Raw genomic sequence first — 23,813 nt, forward strand, 5'->3', positions numbered from 1 at the left:
GGCAGATTATGGCGTGCGCACGTCAATCCTGCTACCCATGAGTACCTCGGCGTCCACCCGGGCCGCGCCTACCCCTCCAGCAACTCGACCATGGTGCGCAGCCCTTGGGCGAGCTCCGGCCCCGTCGGCGCCTGCTCCGGGTCGGTCAGGGACTGCACCATCACCCCGGTCAGCAGCGCGATGTGCAGCGACCCCAGGGCCCGTACGTCCCCCTCCGCGACGGCGTCCTCGGACACCCCGCGCAGTTGCGCGGCCACCATGCGCCGGGAGCGGCGCTGCCCCTCGGCCAGGGCGGCGAGCAGTTCGGGCGAGGACTGCGCGTGCACGAAGGCCTCGACGTTGGCGAGCCACAGCCAGCGCGTGTCACCGAAGTCCCGGATCTTGCGGTCCCACGTGTCGGCGTACCGCGCCTCGGCGGTTTCCCCCTGCCCGGTGAGCCGGCCGGAGCCCGCCGCCCACTCGTCCATGGCCGCGAAGAGCGCCTGGTTCAGCAGCGCCTCGCGGGACCCGAAGTGGTAGCCGATCGCGGCCATGCTCACCTGCGAGGCCGTGGCGATATCGCGCACGGTCGTCCGCAGATAGCCCTTCTCCTCCAGGCAGCGCCGGGCTCCGGCCAGCAGGTCCTCGCGATTTCCCATGCCGGGATCGTATCCGCGCCTCGATTTGGGCAAGCGCCCTAGACGTGCGTATTGCGCGCTTGCCCAAATCCTGGCAGGCTTCACCCATCGGAAGATCCACGGTCCTACGGAGGCAAAGCCATGCGCCACGAGCTGAAGATCGACGACCGCACCCTGTCCTACCTGGACTTCGGCGGCCCCGGCCGCCCGCTGCTCGCCCTGCACGGAGGCATGTCCGAAGGGGCCGCCTTCACCGGACTCGCCGCGGTCCTCGGCGACGAATGGCGGGTCATCGCCCCCGACCAGCGCGGCCACGGCGACTCCGACCGGGCTCCCGACCACAGCCGCGAGGGGTACGTCGCCGACGCCGTCGCCCTGCTCGACCACCTCGGCATCCAGACCCCGGTGGCCGTCCTCGGCTACAGCCTCGGCGGGCTCAACGCCGTCCACCTGGCCGCCGCCCACCCGCACCGGGTCGGCGCCCTCATCGACGTGGACGCCACCGTGACGGTCCACCCCGCGCGATCCGACTGGTTCGGCTTCCTCCGCGGCATGCGCTACACCGCGCCCACCACCGAGGAGCTGCTGGCCGCCGCCGGACCGGTGGGCGCCCAGTTCGTCGCGCAGGCGCTGCGGCCGCTCCCCGGGGGGTCGGGCTGGCGGCTGCCGTTCCACCCGCAGGACCAGCTCGACTCGATCGAAGCCTGCCGCGGCGACCACTGGGACGCCTGGCTCGCGAGCGACTGCCCGGCGCTGCTCGTCCACGGCACCCGCAGCGAGGCACTCCCGCAGGAGGTGGCCGACGAGATGGTCTCCCGGCGGCCCGGGACCTCGTACGCACCCCTGGACGGCGACCACTTCGTGCCCTTCCAGGACCCGCAGGGGTTCCACGAGGCGGTCCGGAAGTTCCTGGCCGGCCTTTAGCCCTCCGACACTTCTCCGAACTTCTCCGACCGGGTGAGGAAAACCGGCCGCGTCCACACCGATGAGTTCCGCCCGCCCCGGCAGTCTCATTGGTTGTCGACGTCGGCAACCCAGGAGGAAGCACGTGAGTCAGCTACTGAGGGTCCAGAACTTCAACGTCTCCAGCGACGGATTCGGGGCCGGCGAGGGCCAGAGCCTGGAGAAGCCGTTCGGCCACGCCGATCCCGGGGAGCTGTTCGCCTGGGCGGGCGCCACGGCGAGCTGGCCCAACCGCACCGACCCCGGGGGCAGCCGCGGCCTCGACGACTACTTGACGCGGGACTTCGGCAACAACATCGGTGCCGAGATCATGGGCCGCAACAAGTTCGGCCCGCAGCGCGGGCCCTGGCAGGACCACGAATGGCTCGGCTGGTGGGGCGAGGAGCCCCCCTTCCACACCCCGGTGTTCGTCATGACCCACCACGTGCGCCCCTCGTTCACGCTGTCCGACACCACCTTCCACTTCGTCGACGCCGACCCGGCCACCGTCCTCGAAGAGGCGCGGAAGGCGGCAGAGGGCAAGGACGTCCGGCTCGGCGGCGGGGCCACCACCATCCGCGAGTTCCTCGACGCCGACCTCGTCGACACCCTGCACGTGGCGGTCTCGCCGGTACGGATCGGATCCGGGGCGCGTCTCTGGGAGTCACCCGACGAGCTGCTCGACCGCTTCCACCGCGATGTCGTGCCCAGCCCGAGCGGCGTGACGCACCACCTGTTCTGGAGGAAGTGAGAACGCCGGAGGGGCGGCGGGCCGACGGGCCCACCGCCCCTCCGGGCGCGCTGAAAGCGAGTACTGCCGGTACAACCGAGCGGTCCTACTTGACGACGGTGATCCGGTCCGCCGCCGGCGGGGCGATCGGGGCCGCGGCCGTCGACTTCATCAGGTAGGCGTTGAAGCAGTCCAGGTCGGACGGGCCGACCAGCTTGTTCTTGTGCTCCTTCAGAACGGTGAAGCCGTCACCGCCGCCCGCGAGGAACTCGTTCATCGCGACCCGGTAGGTCTTGGCGGGGTCGATCGCCGCGCCGTTCAGCTTGACCGAGTCCACGACGATGCGGTCCGCGCCGGTCTTCGTCATGTCGAGGGTGTACGTGAAGCCCTTCGACACCTGCAGGATCTTCGGGTTGACCCCGTTGACCGGGCCGGTGACCTGCTGCTGGAGCGCGGTGATCAGCTGCGCGCCGGTCAGGTCGACGATGTTCATCATGTTGTTGAACGGCTGGACCGTGTAGGACTCGCCGTACGTCACCACGCCGTCGCCCTCGTCGCCCGCCGCCTTGTAGGCGAGGTCGGCGCGGATGCCGCCCGGGTTCATGATGGCCAGCTGCGCGCCGCCCTTGTCGGCCGGGGCCAGGGCCTCCAGCTGCGCGTCGGCGATCAGGTCACCCAGCGGCTTCTCCGGCGCCTCCGAGCCGCGGCCCGGGATGTCGGCGGAGATGAAGCCCTGCGGGCGGTTGGCGATCGGCGCCGCCAGCGCCTTCCAGCGGTCGACCAGCTCGGTCATGTCCGGGGCCTTGGGCTGGTCCCGGGTGACGACCTTGTTGACCGGCTTGGGCGCGGTGACCGGGGTGCGGACGATGTCCTTGGTCGCGCGGTCGTAAGTGAGGGTGGTGTCCGTGAACAGCCGGCCGTAGGAGGCGGCGGAGGTCACCATGCGCGGGTTGCCCGCCGGGTCCGGGATGTTGCAGGCGTAGGCCTGGTGCGTGTGGCCCGTCACCAGGGCGTCGACCTTGACATCCACGTTCTTGGCGATGTCCACGATCGCGCCCGAGACACCGGCGCCGGCGCCCGGGACGTCGCAGTCGTAGTTGTAGGCGCCGCTCGCGGGCAGACCGCCCTCGTGGATCAGCGCGACGATCGACTTCACGCCCTGCTTGTTCAGCTCGGCGGCGTACTTGTTGATCGTCTCGACCTCGTCGCCGAACTTCAGGCCCTTGACGCCCTCGGCGGTGACGACGTCCGGAGTGCCCTCCAGGGTGACGCCGATGAAGCCGATCTTCACGTCCCCCTTCTTCCAGATGAAGGTGGGGTTCATCATCGGACGCTTGGTCTTCTCGTCCGTGACGTTGGCGGCGAGGAACTTGAACTCGGAGCCCGTGAACTCCTTGCCGTACTCGTAACAGCCCTCGACCGGGTGGCAGCCGCCGTACGCCATGCGGCGCAGCTCGGCCCTGCCCTCGTCGAACTCGTGGTTGCCGACGCTGGTGACGTCCAGGTCGAGCTTGTTGAGCGCCTCGATGGTCGGCTCGTCGTGGAAGATGCCCGACAGCATCGGGCTGCCGCCGATCATGTCACCGGCCGCGGCCGTGACGGAGTACTCGCGGCCCTTGCGGGCCTCGCGCAGGCTGGTCGCGAGGAACTCGACCCCGCCCGCGGGTATGGCTTTGGTGGTGCCGTCGGCCTGACGCTCGCTCACGTTGCCGGAGGAGCCCTGCGGGGGCTCCAGCGTGCCGTGGAAGTCGTTGAACGACAGCAGCTGCACGTCGACGGTGCGGGCCTTGGCGGACGCACCGCCACCACTCGCGGCTCCGGCCGGAAGTGCGGCGGCGACCAGAGCTCCGGCCCCGGCGGTGACGGCGAGGGCGGAGAGGGTCAACCGGCGGGCTCGGCGGTGCCGTTGTGGCGTCGCTGACATTTAATCCCCTTTGTGGACAGCGATACTGCTTGGGAGGTCCGCCGAAGCCTATGGTCAACGCGCGTAGCACGACAGGGGGGAACGGGTATCGAGCTGGTTACGCGCAGAAGACGGGCCCACCTCGCGCCCACACTCCGCCGCCCGCCCCCCGCGGTCGTAGGCTCGTGTCATGACTGACGCAGCAGCGGCCCTGGAGCCGGGACGGCAGATTGAGACCCTCGAAGAGCTGACGGAGGAACAGGCCGAATCCGTCCTCGCCCTGATCGAGGACGCGGCCCGGACCGACGGCACCACCGCCGTGTCCGAACAGGGCCGGCTCCAGCTGCGCGGCGGCCCGCGCGAGGGGATCCGGCACTTCCTGCTCACCGAGGGCGGGCGGCTCGCCGGATACGGGCAACTGGAGGACACCGACCCGGTGGAGGCCCCGGCCGCCGAGCTCGTCGTCCACCCGGCGCTGCGCGGCCGCGGCCACGGGCGGGCCCTGGGCTCGGCCCTGCTGGCCGCGTCCGGCAAGCGGATCCGGGTGTGGGCGCACGGCGGCAAGTCGGCCGCCCGGCACCTCGCACAGGTGCTCGGGCTGACCCTCTTCCGTGAACTGCGCCAGCTGCGCCGCCCCCTGGCCGAGGGCGACCCGCTGCCCGAGCCGGTCCTCCCGCCCGGGGTGACGGTCCGCACCTTCGTGCCCGGCTCCGACGACACCGCCTGGCTCGCGGCGAACGCGGCCGCCTTCGCCCACCACCCGGAGCAGGGCGCACTGACCCAGCGGGACCTGAACGACCGGATCGCGCAGCCCTGGTTCGACCCGGAGGGCTTCTTCCTCGCCGAGCGCGAGGGCGAGCTGGTCGGCTTCCACTGGACGAAGGTCCACGCGAAGGACGCGCTCGGCGAGGTCTACGTACTCGGAGTCCGCCCGGGCGCCCAGGGCGGCGGCCTCGGCAAGGCCCTCACCGCGATCGGCCTGCGCCACCTCGCGGCCCAGGGCCTCCCGACGGCGATGCTCTACGTGGACGCCGACAATCCGGCGGCCCTGCGCGTCTACGAGGGCCTCGGCTTCACCACCCACGAGGTCGACCTGATGTACCGCACGGAAAGCTGACCCCAAACCCACCCCCGCCGGCGCCCCCAGCCCCCCTCCGGCGTTTGAGGAGCGGGGGTCCGGGGGCGGAGCCCCGGGTCTTTCCAGCCCCTCCGGCGTTTGAGGAGCGGGGGTCCGGGGGCGGAGCCCCGGGTCTTTCCAGCCCCTCCGGCGTTTGAGGAGCGGGGTCCGGGCCAGCGCCCCGGCAACGGCGCCGCATCGGCCCCCGCACCCACCCACCCCCACCGCACCCCCCGCCACCCCCTCGACACCCGGCAGCCCAGCGCAGCGCAACCGCACACCAGCCGGAGCCGGGAAGCCACACGCCATTAACCGGGCATTCAGACGACCTTGCGACGCTCCGTGAATGCAGCCCCGGCAGCCCCGACTCCGACTGACGGCCGACACTTCCGACGCGCCTGTTCTTCCGCGCGCGCGGAAGAATGGAGTCATGAGCCACAAGCCCAGCGCAGGCCCCACCGAGGTCGCCGCCCAGCACCCGTCTCACAACGCCACCACCACGGCGGTCGCCGGCCCCCCGCGCCTGGGGTCCATAGCCGCGCACCGGCCCCACGTCGGCCTCGATCCGGACCTCGACGCCGATCTGGACACGTACGAGGACAAGGACGGCGGCGAGCTCCCGCCGAACCGCTTCCTCGACCGGGAGCGCAGCTGGCTCGCCTTCAACGAGCGCGTGCTGGAGCTCGCCGAGGACCCCACCACGCCCCTCCTGGAACGCGCGAACTACCTGGCGATCTTCGCCAGCAACCTCGACGAGTTCTTCATGGTCCGCGTGGCCGGCCTCAAACGGCGTATCGCGACGGGTGTCGCCACCCGTTCGGCCTCCGGCCTGCAGCCCCGCGAGGTGCTGGACAGCATCTGGACCCGCTCGCGCGAGCTCATGGCCCGGCACGCCGCCTGCTTCCAGCAGGACATCGCCCCGGCCCTCGCCGAGGAGGGCGTCCACCTCATCCGCTGGGCCGACCTCACCGAGAAGGAGCAGGCGCGCCTCTTCACGCTGTTCCGGAACCAGATCTTCCCGGTGCTCACCCCGCTGGCCGTGGACCCCGCGCACCCGTTCCCGTACATCTCCGGCCTGTCCCTGAACCTGGCCGTCGTCGTACGCAACCCGGTCAGCGGCCACCGCCACTTCGCCCGCGTCAAGGTCCCGCCGATCCTCTCCCGCTTCCTGGAGGCCTCCCCGCAGCGCTACGTCCCGCTGGAGGACGTCATCGCCGCGCACCTGGAGGAGCTGTTCCCCGGCATGGAGGTGCTCGCGCACCACATGTTCCGGGTGACCCGCAACGAGGACCTCGAAGTCGAGGAAGACGACGCGGAGAACCTGCTCCAGGCCCTGGAGAAGGAGCTCATGCGGCGCCGTTTCGGCCCGCCCGTGCGCCTGGAGGTCGAGGAGTCCATCGACCCCGGCGTACTGGACCTCCTGGTGCAGGAGCTGAAGGTCAACGCCTCCGAGGTGTACCCGCTGCCCGGCCCGCTGGACCTGACCGCCCTCTTCGGGATCGCCTCGCTGGACATCCCGGAGCTGAAGTTCCCGAAGTTCGTCGCCGGCACCCACCGGGACCTCGCCGAGGTCGAGTCCGCGTCCGCGCCCGACATCTTCGCCGCCCTGCGCGAGCGGGACGTCCTGCTGCACCACCCGTACGACTCGTTCTCCACCTCGGTGCAGGCCTTCCTGGAGCAGGCCGCCGCCGACCCGGACGTGCTCGCGATCAAGCAGACGCTCTACCGCACCTCCGGCGACTCGCCGATCGTGGACGCCCTGATCGACGCCGCCGACTCCGGCAAGCAGGTCCTCGTCCTCGTCGAGATCAAGGCCCGCTTCGACGAGCAGGCCAACATCAAGTGGGCGCGCAAGCTGGAGGAGTCCGGCTGCCACGTCGTCTACGGGCTCGTCGGCCTCAAGACCCACTGCAAGCTGTCGCTCGTCGTCCGCCAGGAGGGCGACACGCTGCGCCGCTACTCACACGTGGGCACCGGCAACTACCACCCCAAGACGGCCCGCCTCTACGAGGACCTCGGCCTGCTCACCACGGACCCGCAGGTCGGCGCGGACCTCTCCGACCTGTTCAACCGGCTGTCGGGCTACTCGCGCCGCGAGACCTACCGCCGGCTGATCGTCGCCCCGCGCTCGCTGCGCGACGGGCTGGTAGCCCGGATCGACAAGGAGGCCGCCCACTACAAGGCCGGCCGCCCCGCGTACGTCCGCATGAAGATGAACTCGATCGTCGACGAGGCGCTCATCGACTCGCTCTACCGGGCCGCCCAGGCGGGCGTGCCCGTCGACATCTGGGTCCGCGGCATCTGTGCCGTACGCCCGGGAGTCCCCGGGCTCTCGGAGAACATCCGGGTCCGCTCGATCCTCGGCCGCTTCCTGGAGCACTCGCGGGTCTTCGCCTTCGGCAACGGCGGCGAGCCCGAGGTGTGGATCGGCAGCGCCGACATGATGCACCGCAATCTCGACCGCCGTATCGAAGCACTGGTCAGGGTCGCCGACCCGGCCCACCGCGCGGCACTGGACCGGATGCTCGAGACCGGCATGTCCGACCTCACCTCCTCCTGGCACCTGGGACCGGACGGCGAATGGACCCGGCACAGCACGGACTCCGAGGGTCAGCCGCTGCGGCACGTACAGGAGATGCTCATAGACGCCCGGAGGCGCCGGCGTGGCTCAGTCAAACCATGACCCGACCGCAGGTGACGTGCTCGGCGTCTACCTGACATCCCAAGCCACCGCTTTCCTGCGCGCGCTGCGCCTGCACGACGCGGGCGCGGCGGGCGTGTCGGACGCCGCGGAGAGCAGCGAGGCGGCGCGCGGCCTGCGGGGGGCCGCGCGCCGGATCAGCGGCTCACTGGCGACGTTCCGGGGGGTGACGGAGTCCTCGTGGGCGGACGGGCTGCGCACCGAGCTGGTGTGGCTGTCCACGACGCTGGCCGACGAGCACGCGTACGCGGCCCGGCTGACGCGGCTGATGGACGCGCTGCACCGGCTGTCGGGGCCCTCCTCCCCCGAGGTGCCGGGTCCCCGGGCCGGCTCGGGGGCGCTCACGGTGGGTTCGGCCCGGGCCGGCGCACTGCTGGAGCGACAGCTGACCCTGGCCCGTACGCGGGCCCACTCGGCCACCCTCCAGGCCCTCGGCTCCGCCCGCTTCCACGCGGTGGCGGACGCGGTGGCGGTACTGGCCTCGGAGGTCCCGCTGAACCTGGTCGCGGCCCGGGGCCGGGTGTCGGAGGTCCTGGTTCCACTGGCGGAGGTGGCCGAAAACCGCCTCTCGACGGCGGTCGCGGCACTGCCGCCGGTGGACCACGCGCACCCGTACGACTGCGACCACGACGGGCTCTGGCACGAGGTGCGCCGCCTCCTGCGGGTCCACCGCTACGCGCGGGAGGCACTGGGCGGGGGCGTGGCCCGGCTGGCCACCGCCGGCGAGGCCCTGGACCGCCACCGCGACGCGGCCGCGGCCGCCGCGGCCTCCGCGACCGCGGCCCGCACCCCGCGCATCGCCCCGGCGACGGCGTACGCCCTGGGCGTGCTGCACGCGGACCAGCGACACGAGGTGGAGGCGGCGCGGGCCGCCTTCCAGGACATCTGGCTTCCGGATCCAGCCGCGGTCACGCCCCGGTAACGGCGGGATAACGGATGCTTACGTCCATGTACGTACCGGTCGGAACGCACCGGGTCGTCCGCCACGGTTCACCGTCCGTTCACTCTCCCCGGTCGGCTGCTTCACCTGTCCTGCCTAATTTCGGAGGTGCACGGAGCGAGTCGCCCTCAGGTCGAGCAACTCACCGGGCACACCGACGTAGTCCTCTTCGCACGCCGCCCCGATACAGAAAGCGGCCGGCGGCTTCTGGAAGGAACACCCGAAAGTGAAGCTTCAGCGCAAGAACATGCTTCGTGCCTCCGCCCTCGGGGCGCTCGTCGTGTCCGGCGCCCTGGTGCTGACGGCGTGCGGCTCGGACGACAACACGAAGACCGCCGAAGGCAGCCCGAAGGCCTCGGCCCCGGCCGCCGGCGACATCAAGTGCGACGACGCCAAGGGCAAGCTCCTGGCCTCGGGTTCTTCCGCGCAGAAGAACGCGGTCGAGCTGTGGATCAAGAACTACATGGCCGCCTGCTCCGGCGTCGAGGTCAACTACAAGTCCTCCTCCTCCGGTGAGGGCATCGTCGCCTTCAACCAGGGCACCGTCGGTTTCGCCGGCTCCGACTCGGCGCTGAAGCCGGAGCAGGTCGAGGAGTCGAAGAAGATCTGCACCGGTGGCCAGGCCATCGACCTGCCGATGGTCGGCGGCCCCGTCGCCCTCGGCTTCAACGTCGCCGGCGTGGACAAGCTGAACCTCGACGCCGCCACGATCGCCAACATCTTCAACGACAAGATCAAGAAGTGGGACGACGAGGCGATCAAGAAGCTGAACCCGGGCGTCACGCTTCCCTCCACCGCCATCCAGGCCTTCCACCGCTCTGACGACTCGGGTACCACCGAGAACGTCACCAAGTACCTGAAGGCCACCGCGCCCGACGCCTGGCCGCACGAGCCCGCGAAGAAGTGGGCCGCTCCGGGTGGCCAGGCCGCCTCGGGCTCCGCGGGTGTCGCCGCGCAGGTCAAGCAGGTCGACGGCGCGATCGGCTACTTCGAGCTCTCCTTCGCCTCCTCGCAGAGCATCCGTACGGTCGACCTGAACACGGGCGCCGCCGCCCCGGTCAAGGCCACCGGCGAGAACGCCTCCAAGGCCATCGCCGCCGCCAAGATCTCCGGCACCGGTTCCGACCTGGCCCTGAAGCTCGACTACGCCACCAAGGCCGAGGGTGCCTACCCGCTGGTCCTGGTCACGTACGAGGTCGTCTGCGACAAGGGCAACAAGGCCGAGACGCTCCCGACCGTGAAGTCCTTCCTGAACTACGCCGCCTCGGACGCGGGCCAGAAGGTCCTCCTCGAGAACGGCTACGCGCCGATCCCGGCCGAGATCAACGCCAAGGTCCGCGAAATCATCAAGACCCTCGGCTAAATCCTGACCCCGAGGTCCGGTCCACCCCCACCCCCCGTCCGGGGACCGGGGGTGGGCCGGACCCCGGGACCCTTCCCCTTCACCCAGGGGAAATCCGGTGCACCGCCGCCAGGGGGCCTGCCCCCCACACAGACCGGAAAGACCATGGCTTTCACACCCACCCAGATAGACACGGCTCCGCCTGTCGCCAAGAGCGAAGGGTCCACCGGCCGCGCCGGTGACAAGATCTTCGCCGGGCTCTCCAAGGGCTCCGGCATCCTGCTCCTGGTGATCATGGCGTCGATCGCCGCCTTCCTCACCTACCGTGCCTCGATCGCGCTGTCGAAGAACGAGGGCAACTTCCTCACCACCTTCGACTGGAACGCGTCGGCCAACCCGCCCGTCTTCGGCATCGCCGTCCTGCTCTTCGGCACTGTCATCAGCTCGATCATCGCGATGGCCATCGCGGTTCCGATCGCTGTCGGCATCGCCCTCTTCATCTCGCACTACGCGCCGCGCAAGCTGGCCGCCCCCCTCGCCTACGTGGTCGACCTGCTGGCCGCCGTGCCGTCGATCATCTACGGCATCTGGGGCGCGCTCTTCCTGGTCCCGCAGCTCAACGGCCTGAACCTCTGGCTGGACGAGTTCCTCGGCTGGACGTACGTCTTCGAGAAGACCCAGATCGGCGTCGCCCGCTCGCTCTTCACCGTCGGCATCCTGCTCGCGATCATGATCCTGCCGATCGTGACCAGCGTCAGCCGCGAGGTCTTCCTCCAGGTCCCGCGCATGAACGAGGAAGCCGCACTGGCCCTCGGCGCGACCCGCTGGGAGGTCATCCGGATGTCGGTGCTGCCCTTCGGCCGCTCCGGTGTCATCTCCGCCTCGATGCTCGGCCTCGGCCGCGCACTCGGCGAGACCATGGCCGTCGCGACCGTCCTCTCCCCGAGCTTCCTGATCTCGTTCCACGTCCTGAACCCGGGCGGCGGCACCTTCGCGCAGAACATCGCCGCGAAGTTCGACGAGGCCAACGAGTTCGGCCGGGACGCGCTGATCGCCTCCGGTCTGGTCCTCTTCCTGCTCACCCTGCTGGTCAACGGTGCAGCTCGCCTGATCATCGCTCGCCGCAAGGACTTCTCGGGGGCGAACGCCTGATGAGCCACGCACTCCAGGACCAGCGGCCCGTCCGGGCCCGCAAGTCCGCCGCCCCCGCCAGCCTCACCCGAGGAGGCCTGCCCCGCTGGGCCCCGGCCGCCATCGCGGTCCTCTCGATCGCCCTCGGCGCCGGCGTCGGCATCGCCTTCGACCTGCAGAGCAAGGTCCAGTGGGGCCTGATCGCGGCCATCCTGTTCGTCGGGATCACGTACACCGCCAGCGCGGTCATCGAGAACCGCCGCCAGGCCAAGGACCGCGTCGCGACCTCCCTCGTATGGGTCTGCTTCGTCCTCGCGGTCATCCCGCTGCTGTCCCTGATGTGGATCACGATCAGCCGCGGCCTGAAGCTCCTCAACGCGAACTTCCTCAGCCACTCGATGAACGGCGTGACCAGCTTCGACGAGGGCGGCGGCGTCTACCACGCGCTGCTCGGCACGATCGAGCAGGTTCTCCTGGCCACCCTGATCGCGGCGCCCATCGGCCTGCTGACCGCCGTCTACCTGGTCGAGTACGGCCGGGGCTCGCTCGCCAAGGCCGTGACCTTCTTCGTCGACGTCATGACCGGCATCCCCTCCATCGTCGCGGGTCTGTTCATCCTGACGACCTGGAACCTGATGCTCGGCTTCGGCCCCTCCGGCTTCGCCGGCGCCATGGCCCTGTCGATCCTGATGATGCCCGTCGTGGTCCGCTCCACCGAGGAGATGCTCAAGCTCGTCCCGAACGAGCTGCGCGAGGCCGCGCTGGCCCTCGGTGTGCCGAAGTGGCGCGTGATCCTCAAGGTCGTGCTCCCCACCGCCATCGGCGGTATCTCCACCGGTGTGATGCTGGCCGTCGCCCGCATCGCCGGTGAGACGGCGCCGATCATGCTGCTGGTCTTCGGTTCGCAGCTGATCAACGGCAACCCCTTCGAAGGCGCCCAGTCCTCGCTCCCCCTCTACATTTGGGAGCAGTACAAGGTCGGCAGTGAAGCCTCCTACGACCGGGCATGGGCAGCAGCTCTCGTCCTGATCGCCTTCGTCATGATCCTCAATCTGGTGGCCCGCGGCATCGCCCGCTGGAAGGCCCCCAAGACCGGTCGCTGACGCGACCACATGAAAGCGAAGTGACCCTCATGGCGAAGCGAATCGACGTCAGCGGACTGTCCGCCTTCTACGGCACCCACAAGGCCATCGACGACATCTCGATGACCGTGGAGCCCCGCTCCGTGACGGCCTTCATCGGCCCGTCCGGCTGCGGCAAGTCCACCTTCCTGCGCACCCTGAACCGCATGCACGAGGTCACCCCCGGTGGCCGCGTCGAAGGCAAGGTGCTCCTGGACGACGAGAACCTGTACGGCCCCGGCGTGGACCCGGTCGCGGTCCGCCGCACGGTCGGCATGGTCTTCCAGCGTCCGAACCCCTTCCCCACCATGTCGATCTTCGACAACGTGGCGGCGGGCCTGCGCCTCAACGGCTCCTTCAAGAAGGCCGAGCTCTCGGACATCGTGGAGAAGTCCCTCCAGGGCGCCAACCTCTGGAACGAGGTCAAGGACCGCCTGAACAAGCCCGGCTCCGGCCTCTCCGGCGGCCAGCAGCAGCGTCTGTGCATCGCCCGCGCCATCGCGGTCGAGCCGCAGGTCCTGCTGATGGACGAGCCCTGCTCGGCCCTCGACCCGATCTCCACCCTCGCCATCGAGGACCTGATCGGCGAGCTGAAGGAGCGCTTCACGATCGTCATCGTGACGCACAACATGCAGCAGGCGGCCCGCGTCTCGGACCGCACCGCCTTCTTCAACCTCTCGGCGGTGGGCCAGCCCGGCAAGCTCGTCGAGATCGACGACACGGACCGGATCTTCTCGAACCCGTCCGTGCAGGCGACCGAGGACTACATCTCCGGCCGCTTCGGCTAAAGAGATGTTCTGAACGTCCTGCGGTGCTGCATGGCGGTGCCACCGCAAGGCGAAAGAAAGAAAAAGGGCCGGCTCCCCCTGGGTGGGGGGAGCCGGCCCGCTCTCGTTCCTACCGTCGTCAGACGAACGCCAGGTTCACGAGCCAGAAGCACACCGCGGCGACCAAAGCCGCCGCCGGCATCGTGATACTGCATGGCCCGGGGGATGACCCCCGGACCCCCAGCAGGGGGCCGACTCCGGCTAGACGAACGCCAGGTTCACGAGCCAGAAGCACACCGCGGCGACCAAAGCCGCCGCCGGCATCGTGATGAACCAGCCGAGGATGATGTTCTTGGCGACGCCCCAGCGGACCGCGTTCACCCGCTTGGTCGCGCCCACGCCCATGATCGCCGAGGTGATCACGTGGGTGGTGGAGATCGGCGCGTGGAAGAGGAACGCCGAGCCGAACATGATCGAGGCACCGGTGGTCTCCGCCGCGAAGCCCTGCGGCGGGTCCAGCTCGATGATCTTGCGGCCGAGCGTACGCATGATGCGCCAGCCACCCGCGTACGTACCGAGCGACAGCATCACGGCACACGCGACCTTCACCCAGATCGGGATGGCCGAGCCGGCGGCCTGCACATCGGCGATGACCAGGGCCATCATCACGATGCCCATGGTCTTCTGCGCGTCCTGGAGACCGTGACCCAGGGCCATGGCGGCCGCGGAGACCGTCTGCGCGATACGGAAGCCGCGCTTCGCCTTGTGCGGGTTGGCCCGGCGGAACATCCACATGATGCAGACCATCACCAGGTAACCGGCCACGAGACCGACCACCGGCGAGATGAACATCGGGATGACGACCTTGTCGACCACGCCCGACCAGATCACCGCGGTGCCACCGGCCAGCGCCGCACCCACCATGCCGCCGAACAGCGCGTGCGAGGAGGACGAGGGCAGACCGAAGTACCAGGTGATCAGGTTCCACACGATCGCGCCGACCAGCGCCGCGAAGAGGATCCACATGCCCCGGGTGCCGTGGGGCGTCTCGATCAGGCCCTCGCTGACCGTCTTGGCCACCCCGCTGCCCAGGAAGGCACCGGCGAGGTTCATCACGGCGGCCATCGCCAGGGCGGCGCGCGGGGTCAGCGCCCGCGTCGAGACCGACGTCGCGATCGCGTTCGCCGAGTCGTGGAAACCGTTCGTATAGGTAAAGCCGAGCGCGACACCGATGGTCACGACCAGAGCGAAGGTGTCCACGAGGTTCAGGACTCCTTGACCGCGATGGTCTCCACCGTGTTCGCAACGTGCTCGAACGCGTCGGCCGCCTCTTCGAGCACGTCGACGATCTGCTTGAGCTTCAGCACCTCGATGGCGTCGTACTTGCCGTTGAAGAGCTGGGCCAGCAGCTTGCGGTGGATCTGGTCGGCCTGGTTCTCAAGGCGGTTGACCTCGATCCAGTACTCGGTCAGGTTGTCCATCGTCCGCAGGTGCGGCATGGCCTCGGCGGTCAGCTCGGCCGCGCGCGCCAGCACCTCGATCTGCTGCTCGACGCCCTTGGGGAGCTCCTCCACGTTGTAGAGGACGACCAGGTCGACCGCCTCCTCCATGAAGTCCATGATGTCGTCGAGCGAAGAGGCCAGGTTGTAGATGTCCTCGCGGTCGAACGGCGTGATGAAGGAGGAGTTGAGCTGGTGGAAGATCGCGTGGGTCGCGTCGTCTCCCGCGTGCTCCGCAGCCCGCATCCGCTCCGCGATCTCGGCCCGTGCGGAGGAGTCCGCTCCGAGCAGTTCCATCAGGAGCTTGGAGCCCGTGACGATGTTGTCCGCGGAGACGGCGAACATGTCGTAGAAGCTCGTCTCCCTGGGGGTCAGACGAAATCGCACGTGAGGTCCTCGGGGTGCATTGGATTCGGTCAGGCTGATGCTAGGCGCATCCCCCGGCCACGGCTAACCGGCGGTTCCCCAGTGTCCTCCATCAGCCAGAGTGAGGACCATGGCCCCCTGTCCCTGCGCCGGAAGCCCGGTACCCTATACCCACGAGGGGTATACACGCACCACAGGAGGACTCATGACGACCGTCGAGGCAGAAGGTTCCGGAGCCGTCCACGGCTACCACCACCAGAAGGACGAGCACCTCAAGCGGCTGCGCCGGATCGAGGGCCAGATCCGCGGCCTCCAGCGGCTCGTCGAGGAGGACGTGTACTGCATCGACATACTCACCCAGGTCTCCGCGAGCACGAAGGCCCTCCAGTCCTTCGCACTCCAGCTCCTGGAGGAACACCTCCGCCACTGCGTCGCGGACGCGGCGGTCAAGGGCGGCACTGAAATCGACGCGAAGGTAGAAGAAGCCACAAAGGCCATCGCCCGCCTTTTGCGTACTTAACGCGCCCCTCGCACCGCTCGGCCCTGGCGGGCCTCCCGGGCTTCGGCCCGCTGCGCCGGACTCCGTCCGTCGCCCCTCCGCCCTCCCCGGGCCCGCGGCACCCGCCTCGCGGCACCGCCTGCCCCGCAGCGCCCTCCAACCCCGCCAGGCAATCCCAGCCCCGCCGGCGTTTGAGGCGCGGGGGCCCGGGGGCGGAGCCCCCGGGTCTTCCCATCCCGCGGCACCCTCCGGCCCCGCCAGGCAAATCCAGCCCCGCCGGCGATTGAGGCGCGGGGGTCCGGGGGCGGAGCCCCCGGGTCTTCCCATCCCGCGGCACCCTCCGGCCCCGCCAGGCAAATCCAGCCCCGCCGGCGATTGAGGCGCGGGGGTCCGGGGCGGAGCCCCGATCCTCAAGCCCCCCACCATCCGGCGCCGCCAAGTGCCCGCACCGCGCCGCGCCGCGCGCAGTCAGCCGCTCCAGATCCCCATCAGCACCTCGTCGATCCGGTCCTGGCTCAGCCGGTCCTCGACCGCGGCCGACGCCGCGATGATCAGCTCACCGCACAGTTCGATCTCGGCCAGCGCCACGTGGTCCTGCACCGTCGTACCGCCTGCGGGAGTCACGCGTGTCACCTCAATCTGCCACCGGCCACCGGCCGTCATCGGTCATGCCGCATCACTCGCCGGCGCCCGGCTTCTCAGCGTAGGGAGGTCGCCCGCCGCAGCACATGACACGGAAGGACCATTTCCGGGCACCGGCCCATGGCCCGCACGCCCCACACTGGCCTGATCCCACTACTCCGCGATCTTCCCCGCGTAGATGTCCCCGCTGGGGGGCAGCACCACGGTCACCGGCGTCCCGAACCCGTACAGCAGCGTCGTCGACGAGACGTCGATGACCCCGTCGTTGACGTACGTGAACCGGTGGCGGACCTTCCGCAGCCGCCCCTGCTCGTCCAGGTACGCGTCGAACGGCACCGTGTCCTTGCTGAACCCTTTCGCCGCCGCCTCCAGCGCCCCCCGCATCTCCGCCGACGCACTCCGCGCGGCCCGCCCGATGTCCGTGGTCCCCCGGTAGTGCCGCACCTTGGTGCCCGCCACCTCGGTCTCCCCGACGTACGACACCTCCTGCGCGCCCCGCAGCAGCTCGGCCGCGACCAGCGGATCGGTGGCCCCGCCCGTGACCAGGTTCCCGTCGGCGAGGGTCGTCGTATCGACACGGACCCACTTGTCGGCCGGCACGCCCGCGCCCCGGTTCTTCATGTACAGCGCCCCCGGCACGAGCAGCTCGGTGATGGGGCGGTGCTCGGCCTGCCCCTTCACGTCGGCCGGGAGCATGACCAGCAGCTGGCCCATCCGGTTCTTGAAGTCGACCCCGCCCTCGCCGCGGATCGTGACCCGGGTCCCGCCCGTGGCCATCTCCATGGCCGTACGGGCCCGTGCGCTGCCGGTCTTCGTCAGCACGTCGGCGGCCCCGCGGACCACCGCCGCCGGGTCCGCGGGAGGCCGGTCGTCACCTCCGCCGCCGCCCGCGCATCCGCCCATCGCCGTGACGGCCAGGGTGACGCCGGCTGCCAGCACCGCCTCACCCGCACGCCCGCGCCGCCGCCTGTGCTGGTGAACCACCATCGCCTGCCAACCCCCAACGCGTGACCGCTGTCTGCCCGAGGCCCCACCCGCTCCGCTTAACGAGGTCCGGGGTTTCCCGTCACGGCCCGCGGCCCTCCCGGGGCCGCACCCGACCCGGGTACCTTGGGGACGTGGAACCGCACACCGAAGCGCCCCTGGTCCCTCCGCTTGCCTCCGTACCTCTCCAGCGCCCGCAGCAGCCGCCGCAGCCACCGACCGGGCACACCACCTCCACCGCCGATCGCGGATCGTTCTGCCTGGCCGTCTGCACCTGCGGCTGGAAGGGTCCGGCCCGCCGCTCCCGGGACTTGGCCCGCAAGGACGCCGGCCGGCACACGGCCGAGCAGGGGTAGCCCGTTCGGACGACTCGGCTGGCCGGCCCGCGCCGGAGCGGATGCCCTTGACTCATGCCAGGACCCGCAGCCCGCCTCGCGGCCCTCCTCTGGGCCCTGCTCATCGTGTCCGCCCCGGCCGGCGCCGCCTGGGCCCGACCCGTGGGGTCCGCGGACGGTCCGGCCGACGTGGCCCTGGCCGTGGGACTCACCACCGCCGCAGCCCTGGCGACCGGGCTGTGGCTGCGCTCCCGCTACCGCCGCGACGGCGACACCGACGGCGGCGACCGGTGACCCCCCGCCCCCGCCCGACGGCGGTGCGGATGTGCTTCGGCGCGGCGGGGCTGTGCCTGCTGGCGGCCGCGCTGCTCGCCGTATGGGAGTCGTACGCCGCCGCCTAGGCCCATCAGGCCGTAGGCCGTATCAAGCCGTATCAGGCCGCGAGGTCGCTCTCGTGCGTACGCTGCTCCGCCGCCGGGTTCTGTGCCTGCTGCAGCCCGACCGGCCGCGGCAGCATCCGCTCCTTGGCCCGTACGAGACGCCCCAGGCGCGGGGCCCGGGCCACCGCGAGCACCAGCGGGTTCAGCAGGGCCATCGTGAGCGGCGCGAGTACGAGGACGACCGCGGTGCCGAGCGCGAAGCCGCCGATCACGTCGGTCGGGTAGTGGACGCCCATGTACACGCGGCACCCGCCCTCAGCGACGGCCAGCGCGATCCCGACGAGCCCGAGCCGCCGGTTGGCCACGAACAGGCCTACGCCCAGGGCCATCGCGAGGGTGGCGTGGTCGCTGACGAAGGAGAACTGGGTGTTCCCGAACTCGGTGCCGAGCCGGCCCCCGAGACCGGCGTCGAGCACGTTCAGCCCCTCGTGCTCCCTGAACGGCCTCGGCCGGCCGACGAATTCACGCAGCGGCACGTTCACGAGCAGGGCCAGAGCGGCGGCCAGCGGGGCCCACACCAGCGCGGCGAAGGACTCCACGGCCGTGGCCTCGTCCTGACGGCGGGCACCGCGCCAGCACCACAGGACCAGGAGCACCAGGGCCAGCAGGATCCCGTACTCACCGGCCAGGCCGACGGCCCGGTCGAGCCAGTCCGGGGCCTGCCGGGACACTCCGTTGATCTCGTACAGCAGGCTGACATCCACATTCGGCCCACCGCTCGTGAGTCCAGCCATGGTGATGCGGCCCCTTGCTCTTGCCGTGGTTCCCCTGCGGGCGCACGCCGGTGTGCGCCCCTTCGCCCCCGTTTTGATCAAGCTCGATGTCCATGGAACGCCCGTTCTGACAACTACGTTCCACTCTCCACCGAATGATCACTCCAACGTTATCGAAGAGTGACTCATCGTCGCAGCTCAGGGCCTTGGCCTTACGGAGAGTTGCTACGGGGCCCGACTCGGCGCGGCACGCTCCGGAAGGGCCTCCGCGCCATCCTTCGTCACGCGCGTGGCGCCGAAGTAATCGGGCGTGTCGATCTTGTCGAAGCGGATCACGGCTCCGGTGTACGGGGCGTTGATCATGTAGCCGCCACCCACGTAGAGACCGACGTGCCGGATGTCCCGAGAGTTCGTCAGATCATCGGAGAAGAACACCAGGTCGCCGGGGAGGAGTTCATCGCGCGAGGGGTGCGGACCGGCGTTGTACTGGTCGTTCGCCACGCGCGGCAGCTTGACCCCCACCGTCTCGTACGCGGCCTTGGTCAGCCCCGAGCAGTCGAACCGCCCGTCCTGGTCGGCCGTTCCGTTGCCACCCCACAGATAAGGAGTGCCGAGCTGCTTCTGTGCGAAGTAGATGGCTCCGGCGGCCTGTTGCGAGGGCGCGACCCGGCCGACGGGCCGGGCGAAGCTCTTCGCCAGGCTGGTGATCGCCTTCACATAGCCCTGGGTCTCCTTGTACGGGGGCACCCCTCCGTACTTGATGACCGCGTAGGCACCGGCGTTGTAGGCGGCGAGCATGTTCGACGCCGGGTCACCGGGCACGCTCGCCACGTCCTTGGCCAGCTGGCAGTCGTACGAGGCCGCCGAGGGGATCGCGTCGTTCGGGTCCCAGATGTCCCGGTCCCCGTCCCCGTCCCCGTCGATGCCGTGCCCCGCCCACGTACCCGGGATGAACTGCGCGATGCCGCGTGCGTCCGCCGGACTGACGGCACTCGGGTTCCAGCCGGACTCGGAGTACAGCTGGGCGGCGAGCAGCGCCGGGTTGATGGCCGGGCAGAGGTTGCCCCACTTCTCCACCAGCGCCTGGTACTTCCCGGGCACCGCCCCCTTGGCCAGGCCCACCGCACTACCGCCGGCGCCAGCGCGCCCCAGTCCCGCGGCGGCGGAGTAGGTCCCCACGACGAGCAGCACGAGGAAGCTCAGGCACAGCCCGATCCCGATCCCGCCGGCCATCCAGAATCTGCGCACCCGTCAACCCTCCCCCATCGCCGTCGCTTTAGGACGCGATTCGACCGTGTCGCCTGTCGTACTAGCCCACTTGCCATCTTTGACGCACGCGGGAAGGACGTCCAGCCCACCCCGACGGGCGACTAGCGAGGAGCGACGAACAGACTCTGCGCGCTCCGCCCGATCGGCCCCTTCTCGTCGTGCAGTCGCGCGTCGGCCAGCCCGATCCCGGCGGCGTCCACGCTGGTGGCGGCCTCCACGCAGACCCACTCGCCCACCGGGTGGCGGTGCAGGTGCACGGTCAGATCGCCGTTGACGAAGACGAACCGGTGGAAGTCCATCACCGAACTGATGCCATTGCCCGAGTCGGCGGCGACCAGCACCCGGTCCAGCGCCCTGGTCTCCTCCCCCGCGAGCAACGGCACCCTCATCCGCATCCAGCAGGTGCCCGGCCCCCGGTCGACGAACGTGCCCTCGACGAACCGACTCTCCACGGCCGTGTGGTAGCCGACGTCCCACGGCACCGGGAAGAACGGCGTCCGCGCCACCTCCCCCGGCGACGGCAGCCCCGGCCCCGGCACCACCGCCGGCACCGCCTCCTCGGCGACCCGGATCCGCAGTGCCCGCGCGAGCATCACCGGCGCGGCCTCGCCCTCCGGCGTGAGCGCGGCCTCGACCACCTCGGTACTGCGGCCGGCCCGGAGCACGCTCGTGGTGACCTCCAGGGCGCCGATCGGCACCGGGCGCAGGATCTCGTACGTGATCCGCGCGATCCGCATGTCCGCCCGCCCGCCCGGCCGCTCCTCGACGGCCCGCCCGAGCAGCGCGGCCGGCGGCCCGGCGTGCTGGGAGCCGGGGTCCCACGGGCCCCGCGTGTACTCGGTGGCGTGGAACCGCCCGGCATCGACCCGTTCGTAGAACCCCTCGACAGCACCCATGCACCGCACGCTACCGACAGGTAACCAGGCACACCAGCCCCCACCGGGCACTCACCGGATGCACTCAGCGGGCAAACCCCAACCCCACCCCCAGCCCCACCAGCACCGACCCGATCACCCGGTTCAAGGTCTTCTGCGCCTTCAGCATCCGCTCCCGCAGCCGGGAGTCGGAGAAGAACAGCGCCACCGCCCCGAACCACCCCAGGTGCGCCACCGCCATGAACAGCCCGTACCCCGCCTGCTGCCACACCGGCGTCTCCGGCCCCACCACCTGCGTGAACGTCGACACCACGAACAGCGTCGTCTTCGGGTTCAGCACATTGGTCAAGAACCCCGACCGCAACGCCCCGCCCCGCGTCAGCTCCGGCTTCGACTCCAGGTCCACGGTCAGCGTCTCCCGCGCGCGGAAGGTCCGTATCCCGATCCACACCAGGTACGCCGCACCCGCCAGCTTGATCGCCGTGAAGAGCGCGGTCGAGGAAGCGATCAACAACCCCACGCCGAGCATCGTGTACGTGACGTGGACGAGCACCCCGGCCGCGACCCCCGCGGCGGCGAACAGCCCGGTGGGCCGCCCGTAGAGATAGCTGTTGCGAACCACCATGGCGAAATCGGCGCCGGGACTGATCACGGCGAGAAGGGTGATGACGGCTACTGCGATCACTTCTGTCATATGCCGAAGCTCACCCCACTCCCTCGCCTCGCTCAACCCCCTTTCGCGATCGGGATACTTGACCGCACGCCCTTCCCGCCCGCGCTCTCCCCGATCCGCCACCGGCCGGCCACCGACGCACCCACCCCCCGCACGGCCATCCGGATGCGACTGCCCTCCCCGCACCAGGGACAATGAGAACGTGCCTCCCCACCCCCACCCCCTCCCCCTCCTCCAAGCCGACTGCTCCAACTGCTTCGCGTTGTGCTGCGTCGCCCTCCCCTTCGCCAAGTCGAACGACTTCGCCGTGAACAAGCCCGCCGGAACCCCCTGCACGAACCTCCGGCAGGACTTCCGCTGCGGCATCCACACGCAGCTGCGCGACAAGGGGTTCCAGGGCTGCACGGTCTTCGACTGCTTCGGCGCGGGCCAGCAGGTCTCCCAGGTCACCTTCGGCGGGCGCGACTGGCGCACCGATCCCGACACGGCCCGCCCGATGTTCGACGTCTTCCCGGTGATGCGGCAGCTGCACGAGCTGCTCTTCTACCTCGCCGAGGCCCTCACCCTCCCGGCCGCCGCCCCGGTCCACGCGGACCTACGCCGCGTCCTCGCCACCACGGAGGAGTGGACACGGGCCGACGCGGCCGCCCTCACCGCCCTGGACGTGTCCGCCCTCCGCCAGGACGCGAACACCCTGCTGCTCACCACCAGCGAGCTCGTACGGGCCAAGGTGCCGGGCCGCAAGAAGAACCACCGCGGCGCCGACCTGATGGGCGCCCGCCTCGCCGGCGCGGACCTCCGCGGCGCGAACCTCCGCGGTGCCTACCTGATCGCCGCCGACCTCAGCCGCGCCGACCTCCGCACGGCCGACATGATCGGCGCCGACCTCAGGGACGCCAACCTCCGCGACGCGGACCTCCGCGGGGCGGTCTTCCTCACCCAGCCCCAACTCAACGCCGCCCGGGGCAACCCGGCCACCCGCATCCCCCCGACTCTCACCCACCCCGCCCACTGGACCACCTGACCCGGCCCCGCCGGAGTTCGAGGCGCGGGGTCCGGGGCGGAGCCCCGGCACCGCCGCCGCACCCGCCGGCCCCCGGAACACGGCGGCCCCGCCATCACGGCCTGACGATGGCCGTCCAACCCGACGGGCAGGTCACCACGCCGCCCGCCGAATGCGTGCAGTAGTTCTCGTAGATGTCGCCCGTCGTGGTCAGCAGCTTGATCCGCACGGTGGTGGCCTCCCTGACGATGGACACGCTGCACGCGTTCCTCGGGTGGCCCGGGTTCGCCGCGGTGGTCAGGTTCTTCCAGGAGTACGGGCCCGGGGCCGGGTTCACGGTCCGCCGCCCGATGAAGGTCCGCCCCCGGTCCAGCGCCGCGCTGAACTCCAGGTTCCCCGCACCCCGAACCGTATCGATGTCCGAACACGGCCCCGGCGCACCCAGCCACGCACGCCGACCCGCCCTGATTGCCGAACCCATCCGTCCACTCCTCGTGTCGCCGTACCGAACGACCGGAGCATCGCCCGCACTAGCTCGTACGGATGGAATGACTGACGGAATGTCGGACATATGTCAGCGAGACGGCCCAACGACACGCACCCGCACTGCGCCGAACGGCGCCCCCTCACCCCACCCCCCGCACGGCGAGACGGCGATCATTGCCCGACGTCACCCCCCGTGATACACAGAGTGACCATACGCACATTCGCATGCCCGCCACCCGTGCCCAGGTCAGAGCGCACGGTCGGGTCACAGGCCGGGAGATCGGGTAAAGAGAGCCGTCAAGTCGACGACGGCGGCGGTTTCATCAGCGAAGATAGTGAGTGACCCCTGCCGTCGGGCACGGGCTTCCGGAACTACCCATACAGGGGCGGTGAGTTACATGATCCTGGCAGCCGAAAAGGGCGACATCACCACCATCATCGGCGGAATCGCCCCGAACTGGGGGCCGTTCGGCAGTCTCGGCAACGAAGCGAAGATCATGATCGAAGTGGTCATGGCCGTGGCGATCCTCCTCTGCCTCGGCATCGCCATCTGGGGCGCGGCCAAACAGCGCATCGGTGCGACGGCGCTGCGCGACACGTTCAGCGCCGAACAGGGCAAGGGCCTGATCGTGGCCGGCCTGACCGGAGTCTTCATCATCGGCTCGCTCGGGACGGTCTTCACGATCGTCTACGGCATGGCCGTCTAGCCGCACCACCC

General features: G+C 70.3%; 25 protein-coding genes. 14 read left to right on the plus strand and 11 right to left on the minus strand.

Annotation, left to right across the window (positions count from 1 at the left end):
- Positions 1 to 68: 68 nt before the first annotated feature.
- Positions 69 to 638 (minus strand): TetR/AcrR family transcriptional regulator, encoded by a 570-nt coding sequence (locus tag OG625_RS17675; protein ID WP_329381626.1) that lies wholly within the window; start codon positions 636 to 638, stop codon positions 69 to 71.
- Between the two features lie 120 nt (positions 639 to 758).
- On the opposite strand from OG625_RS17675, the gene OG625_RS17680 reads away from it, so the two are divergent.
- Together OG625_RS17680 and OG625_RS17685 are read left to right on the plus strand one after the other, a co-directional pair.
- Complete coding sequence (locus OG625_RS17680) at positions 759 to 1,541, plus strand: alpha/beta fold hydrolase (RefSeq protein WP_329381629.1); 783 nt, start codon at positions 759 to 761, stop codon at positions 1,539 to 1,541.
- Positions 1,542 to 1,665: 124 nt separating this feature from the next.
- A complete protein-coding gene (locus OG625_RS17685) occupies positions 1,666 to 2,310 on the plus strand; it encodes a dihydrofolate reductase family protein (RefSeq protein WP_329381633.1) in 645 nt (214 codons plus the stop codon).
- Between the two features lie 85 nt (positions 2,311 to 2,395).
- Here the strand turns inward: OG625_RS17685 and OG625_RS17690 are convergent, their stop codons facing one another.
- A complete protein-coding gene (locus OG625_RS17690) occupies positions 2,396 to 4,213 on the minus strand; it encodes a bifunctional metallophosphatase/5'-nucleotidase (protein WP_329381635.1) in 1,818 nt (605 codons plus the stop codon).
- 169 nt (positions 4,214 to 4,382) lie between these two features.
- On the opposite strand from OG625_RS17690, the gene mshD reads away from it, so the two are divergent.
- From mshD to pstB, 7 genes are all read left to right on the plus strand, one after another.
- Positions 4,383 to 5,309: a mycothiol synthase gene (gene mshD, locus OG625_RS17695; RefSeq protein WP_329381637.1), complete on the plus strand. Its 927-nt coding sequence runs from the start codon at positions 4,383 to 4,385 to the stop codon at positions 5,307 to 5,309.
- A gap of 430 nt (positions 5,310 to 5,739) precedes the next feature.
- On the plus strand, positions 5,740 to 7,992 hold the full coding sequence (locus tag OG625_RS17700) for an RNA degradosome polyphosphate kinase (RefSeq protein ID WP_329381639.1): 2,253 nt from the start codon (positions 5,740 to 5,742) through the stop codon (positions 7,990 to 7,992).
- Complete coding sequence (locus OG625_RS17705; RefSeq protein WP_329381642.1) at positions 7,973 to 8,932, plus strand: CHAD domain-containing protein; 960 nt, start codon at positions 7,973 to 7,975, stop codon at positions 8,930 to 8,932. Before OG625_RS17700 ends, OG625_RS17705 begins: the two co-directional genes overlap by 20 nt.
- A 244-nt stretch (positions 8,933 to 9,176) precedes the next feature.
- Complete coding sequence (gene pstS / locus OG625_RS17710; protein WP_329381645.1) at positions 9,177 to 10,313, plus strand: phosphate ABC transporter substrate-binding protein PstS; 1,137 nt, start codon at positions 9,177 to 9,179, stop codon at positions 10,311 to 10,313.
- 144 nt (positions 10,314 to 10,457) lie between these two features.
- Entirely contained in the window at positions 10,458 to 11,444 is a 987-nt protein-coding gene (gene pstC, locus OG625_RS17715) for a phosphate ABC transporter permease subunit PstC (protein WP_329381649.1), read from the plus strand.
- On the plus strand, positions 11,444 to 12,526 hold the full coding sequence (gene pstA, locus OG625_RS17720) for a phosphate ABC transporter permease PstA (RefSeq protein ID WP_329381651.1): 1,083 nt from the start codon (positions 11,444 to 11,446) through the stop codon (positions 12,524 to 12,526). The genes pstC and pstA overlap by 1 nt, the downstream gene beginning before the upstream one ends.
- Positions 12,527 to 12,555: 29 nt before the next feature.
- A complete protein-coding gene (gene pstB, locus OG625_RS17725) occupies positions 12,556 to 13,332 on the plus strand; it encodes a phosphate ABC transporter ATP-binding protein PstB (RefSeq protein WP_329381654.1) in 777 nt (258 codons plus the stop codon).
- Positions 13,333 to 13,572: 240 nt separating this feature from the next.
- On the opposite strand, the gene OG625_RS17730 is transcribed toward pstB, so the two are convergent.
- Both OG625_RS17730 and OG625_RS17735 read right to left on the minus strand, forming a co-directional pair.
- The gene (locus OG625_RS17730) at positions 13,573 to 14,571 is read right to left on the minus strand and encodes an inorganic phosphate transporter (RefSeq protein ID WP_329381656.1); all 999 of its coding nucleotides are present in this window, start codon (positions 14,569 to 14,571) and stop codon (positions 13,573 to 13,575) included.
- A 5-nt stretch (positions 14,572 to 14,576) separates the two neighbouring features.
- Complete coding sequence (locus tag OG625_RS17735) at positions 14,577 to 15,197, minus strand: DUF47 domain-containing protein (protein WP_329381659.1); 621 nt, start codon at positions 15,195 to 15,197, stop codon at positions 14,577 to 14,579.
- A gap of 184 nt (positions 15,198 to 15,381) precedes the next feature.
- Here OG625_RS17735 and OG625_RS17740 point away from each other — a divergent pair, with 184 nt between their 5' ends.
- Positions 15,382 to 15,696 (plus strand): metal-sensitive transcriptional regulator, encoded by a 315-nt coding sequence (locus tag OG625_RS17740; protein WP_329381661.1) that lies wholly within the window; start codon positions 15,382 to 15,384, stop codon positions 15,694 to 15,696.
- A 447-nt stretch (positions 15,697 to 16,143) separates the two neighbouring features.
- Here the strand turns inward: OG625_RS17740 and OG625_RS17745 are convergent, their stop codons facing one another.
- Both OG625_RS17745 and OG625_RS17750 read right to left on the minus strand, forming a co-directional pair.
- Complete coding sequence (locus OG625_RS17745; RefSeq protein WP_362396070.1) at positions 16,144 to 16,299, minus strand: hypothetical protein; 156 nt, start codon at positions 16,297 to 16,299, stop codon at positions 16,144 to 16,146.
- 171 nt (positions 16,300 to 16,470) lie between these two features.
- Entirely contained in the window at positions 16,471 to 17,304 is an 834-nt protein-coding gene (locus OG625_RS17750; RefSeq protein ID WP_329381667.1) for a hypothetical protein, read from the minus strand.
- Positions 17,305 to 17,435: 131 nt separating this feature from the next.
- Between OG625_RS17750 and OG625_RS17755 the strand changes: the two genes are divergently transcribed.
- Positions 17,436 to 17,657 (plus strand): hypothetical protein, encoded by a 222-nt coding sequence (locus tag OG625_RS17755; protein WP_329381670.1) that lies wholly within the window; start codon positions 17,436 to 17,438, stop codon positions 17,655 to 17,657.
- Positions 17,658 to 17,711: 54 nt separating this feature from the next.
- Entirely contained in the window at positions 17,712 to 17,930 is a 219-nt protein-coding gene (locus OG625_RS17760) for a hypothetical protein (protein WP_329381673.1), read from the plus strand.
- Between the two features lie 139 nt (positions 17,931 to 18,069).
- On the opposite strand, the gene OG625_RS17765 is transcribed toward OG625_RS17760, so the two are convergent.
- The 4 genes from OG625_RS17765 to OG625_RS17780 all read right to left on the minus strand — a co-directional run bounded on the left by OG625_RS17765 (position 18,070) and on the right by OG625_RS17780 (position 21,627).
- Positions 18,070 to 18,810 (minus strand): phosphatase PAP2 family protein, encoded by a 741-nt coding sequence (locus tag OG625_RS17765; RefSeq protein WP_329381676.1) that lies wholly within the window; start codon positions 18,808 to 18,810, stop codon positions 18,070 to 18,072.
- Between the two features lie 204 nt (positions 18,811 to 19,014).
- Positions 19,015 to 20,022 (minus strand): C40 family peptidase, encoded by a 1,008-nt coding sequence (locus OG625_RS17770; protein ID WP_329390750.1) that lies wholly within the window; start codon positions 20,020 to 20,022, stop codon positions 19,015 to 19,017.
- 137 nt (positions 20,023 to 20,159) lie between these two features.
- Complete coding sequence (locus OG625_RS17775; RefSeq protein WP_329381679.1) at positions 20,160 to 20,954, minus strand: thioesterase family protein; 795 nt, start codon at positions 20,952 to 20,954, stop codon at positions 20,160 to 20,162.
- Positions 20,955 to 21,018: 64 nt separating this feature from the next.
- Complete coding sequence (locus OG625_RS17780; RefSeq protein ID WP_329381682.1) at positions 21,019 to 21,627, minus strand: LysE family translocator; 609 nt, start codon at positions 21,625 to 21,627, stop codon at positions 21,019 to 21,021.
- Between the two features lie 181 nt (positions 21,628 to 21,808).
- Between OG625_RS17780 and OG625_RS17785 the strand changes: the two genes are divergently transcribed.
- The gene (locus OG625_RS17785; RefSeq protein ID WP_329381685.1) at positions 21,809 to 22,630 is read left to right on the plus strand and encodes a pentapeptide repeat-containing protein; all 822 of its coding nucleotides are present in this window, start codon (positions 21,809 to 21,811) and stop codon (positions 22,628 to 22,630) included.
- A gap of 94 nt (positions 22,631 to 22,724) precedes the next feature.
- Here OG625_RS17785 and OG625_RS17790 read toward each other — a convergent pair whose 3' ends face one another.
- Entirely contained in the window at positions 22,725 to 23,090 is a 366-nt protein-coding gene (locus OG625_RS17790; protein ID WP_329381688.1) for a hypothetical protein, read from the minus strand.
- A 403-nt stretch (positions 23,091 to 23,493) separates the two neighbouring features.
- Between OG625_RS17790 and OG625_RS17795 the strand changes: the two genes are divergently transcribed.
- Positions 23,494 to 23,802, plus strand: a complete 309-nt coding sequence (locus tag OG625_RS17795) for a hypothetical protein (RefSeq protein ID WP_329390752.1) — start codon at positions 23,494 to 23,496, stop codon at positions 23,800 to 23,802.
- Positions 23,803 to 23,813: the final 11 nt, after the last annotated feature.

The sequence above is a fragment of the Streptomyces sp. NBC_01351 genome, assembly GCF_036237315.1.
Classification (GTDB): domain Bacteria; phylum Actinomycetota; class Actinomycetes; order Streptomycetales; family Streptomycetaceae; genus Streptomyces.

What these genes read in the sequence shown, in the direction of transcription:
- OG625_RS17675 (WP_329381626.1), bottom strand. Translation starts at nt 638, where the DNA reads ATGGGAAATCGCGAGGACCTGCTGGCCGGAGCCCGGCGCTGCCTGGAG.
- OG625_RS17680 (WP_329381629.1), top strand. Translation starts at nt 759, where the DNA reads ATGCGCCACGAGCTGAAGATCGACGACCGCACCCTGTCCTACCTGGAC.
- OG625_RS17690 (WP_329381635.1), bottom strand. Translation starts at nt 4,213, where the DNA reads ATGTCAGCGACGCCACAACGGCACCGCCGAGCCCGCCGGTTGACCCTC.
- mshD (WP_329381637.1), top strand. Translation starts at nt 4,383, where the DNA reads ATGACTGACGCAGCAGCGGCCCTGGAGCCGGGACGGCAGATTGAGACC.
- OG625_RS17700 (WP_329381639.1), top strand. Translation starts at nt 5,740, where the DNA reads ATGAGCCACAAGCCCAGCGCAGGCCCCACCGAGGTCGCCGCCCAGCAC.
- pstC (WP_329381649.1), top strand. Translation starts at nt 10,458, where the DNA reads ATGGCTTTCACACCCACCCAGATAGACACGGCTCCGCCTGTCGCCAAG.
- pstA (WP_329381651.1), top strand. Translation starts at nt 11,444, where the DNA reads ATGAGCCACGCACTCCAGGACCAGCGGCCCGTCCGGGCCCGCAAGTCC.
- pstB (WP_329381654.1), top strand. Translation starts at nt 12,556, where the DNA reads ATGGCGAAGCGAATCGACGTCAGCGGACTGTCCGCCTTCTACGGCACC.
- OG625_RS17740 (WP_329381661.1), top strand. Translation starts at nt 15,382, where the DNA reads ATGACGACCGTCGAGGCAGAAGGTTCCGGAGCCGTCCACGGCTACCAC.
- OG625_RS17750 (WP_329381667.1), bottom strand. Translation starts at nt 17,304, where the DNA reads ATGGTGGTTCACCAGCACAGGCGGCGGCGCGGGCGTGCGGGTGAGGCG.
- OG625_RS17760 (WP_329381673.1), top strand. Translation starts at nt 17,712, where the DNA reads ATGCCAGGACCCGCAGCCCGCCTCGCGGCCCTCCTCTGGGCCCTGCTC.
- OG625_RS17765 (WP_329381676.1), bottom strand. Translation starts at nt 18,810, where the DNA reads ATGGCTGGACTCACGAGCGGTGGGCCGAATGTGGATGTCAGCCTGCTG.
- OG625_RS17770 (WP_329390750.1), bottom strand. Translation starts at nt 20,022, where the DNA reads ATGGCCGGCGGGATCGGGATCGGGCTGTGCCTGAGCTTCCTCGTGCTG.
- OG625_RS17775 (WP_329381679.1), bottom strand. Translation starts at nt 20,954, where the DNA reads ATGGGTGCTGTCGAGGGGTTCTACGAACGGGTCGATGCCGGGCGGTTC.
- OG625_RS17780 (WP_329381682.1), bottom strand. Translation starts at nt 21,627, where the DNA reads ATGACAGAAGTGATCGCAGTAGCCGTCATCACCCTTCTCGCCGTGATC.
- OG625_RS17790 (WP_329381688.1), bottom strand. Translation starts at nt 23,090, where the DNA reads ATGGGTTCGGCAATCAGGGCGGGTCGGCGTGCGTGGCTGGGTGCGCCG.
- OG625_RS17795 (WP_329390752.1), top strand. Translation starts at nt 23,494, where the DNA reads ATGATCCTGGCAGCCGAAAAGGGCGACATCACCACCATCATCGGCGGA.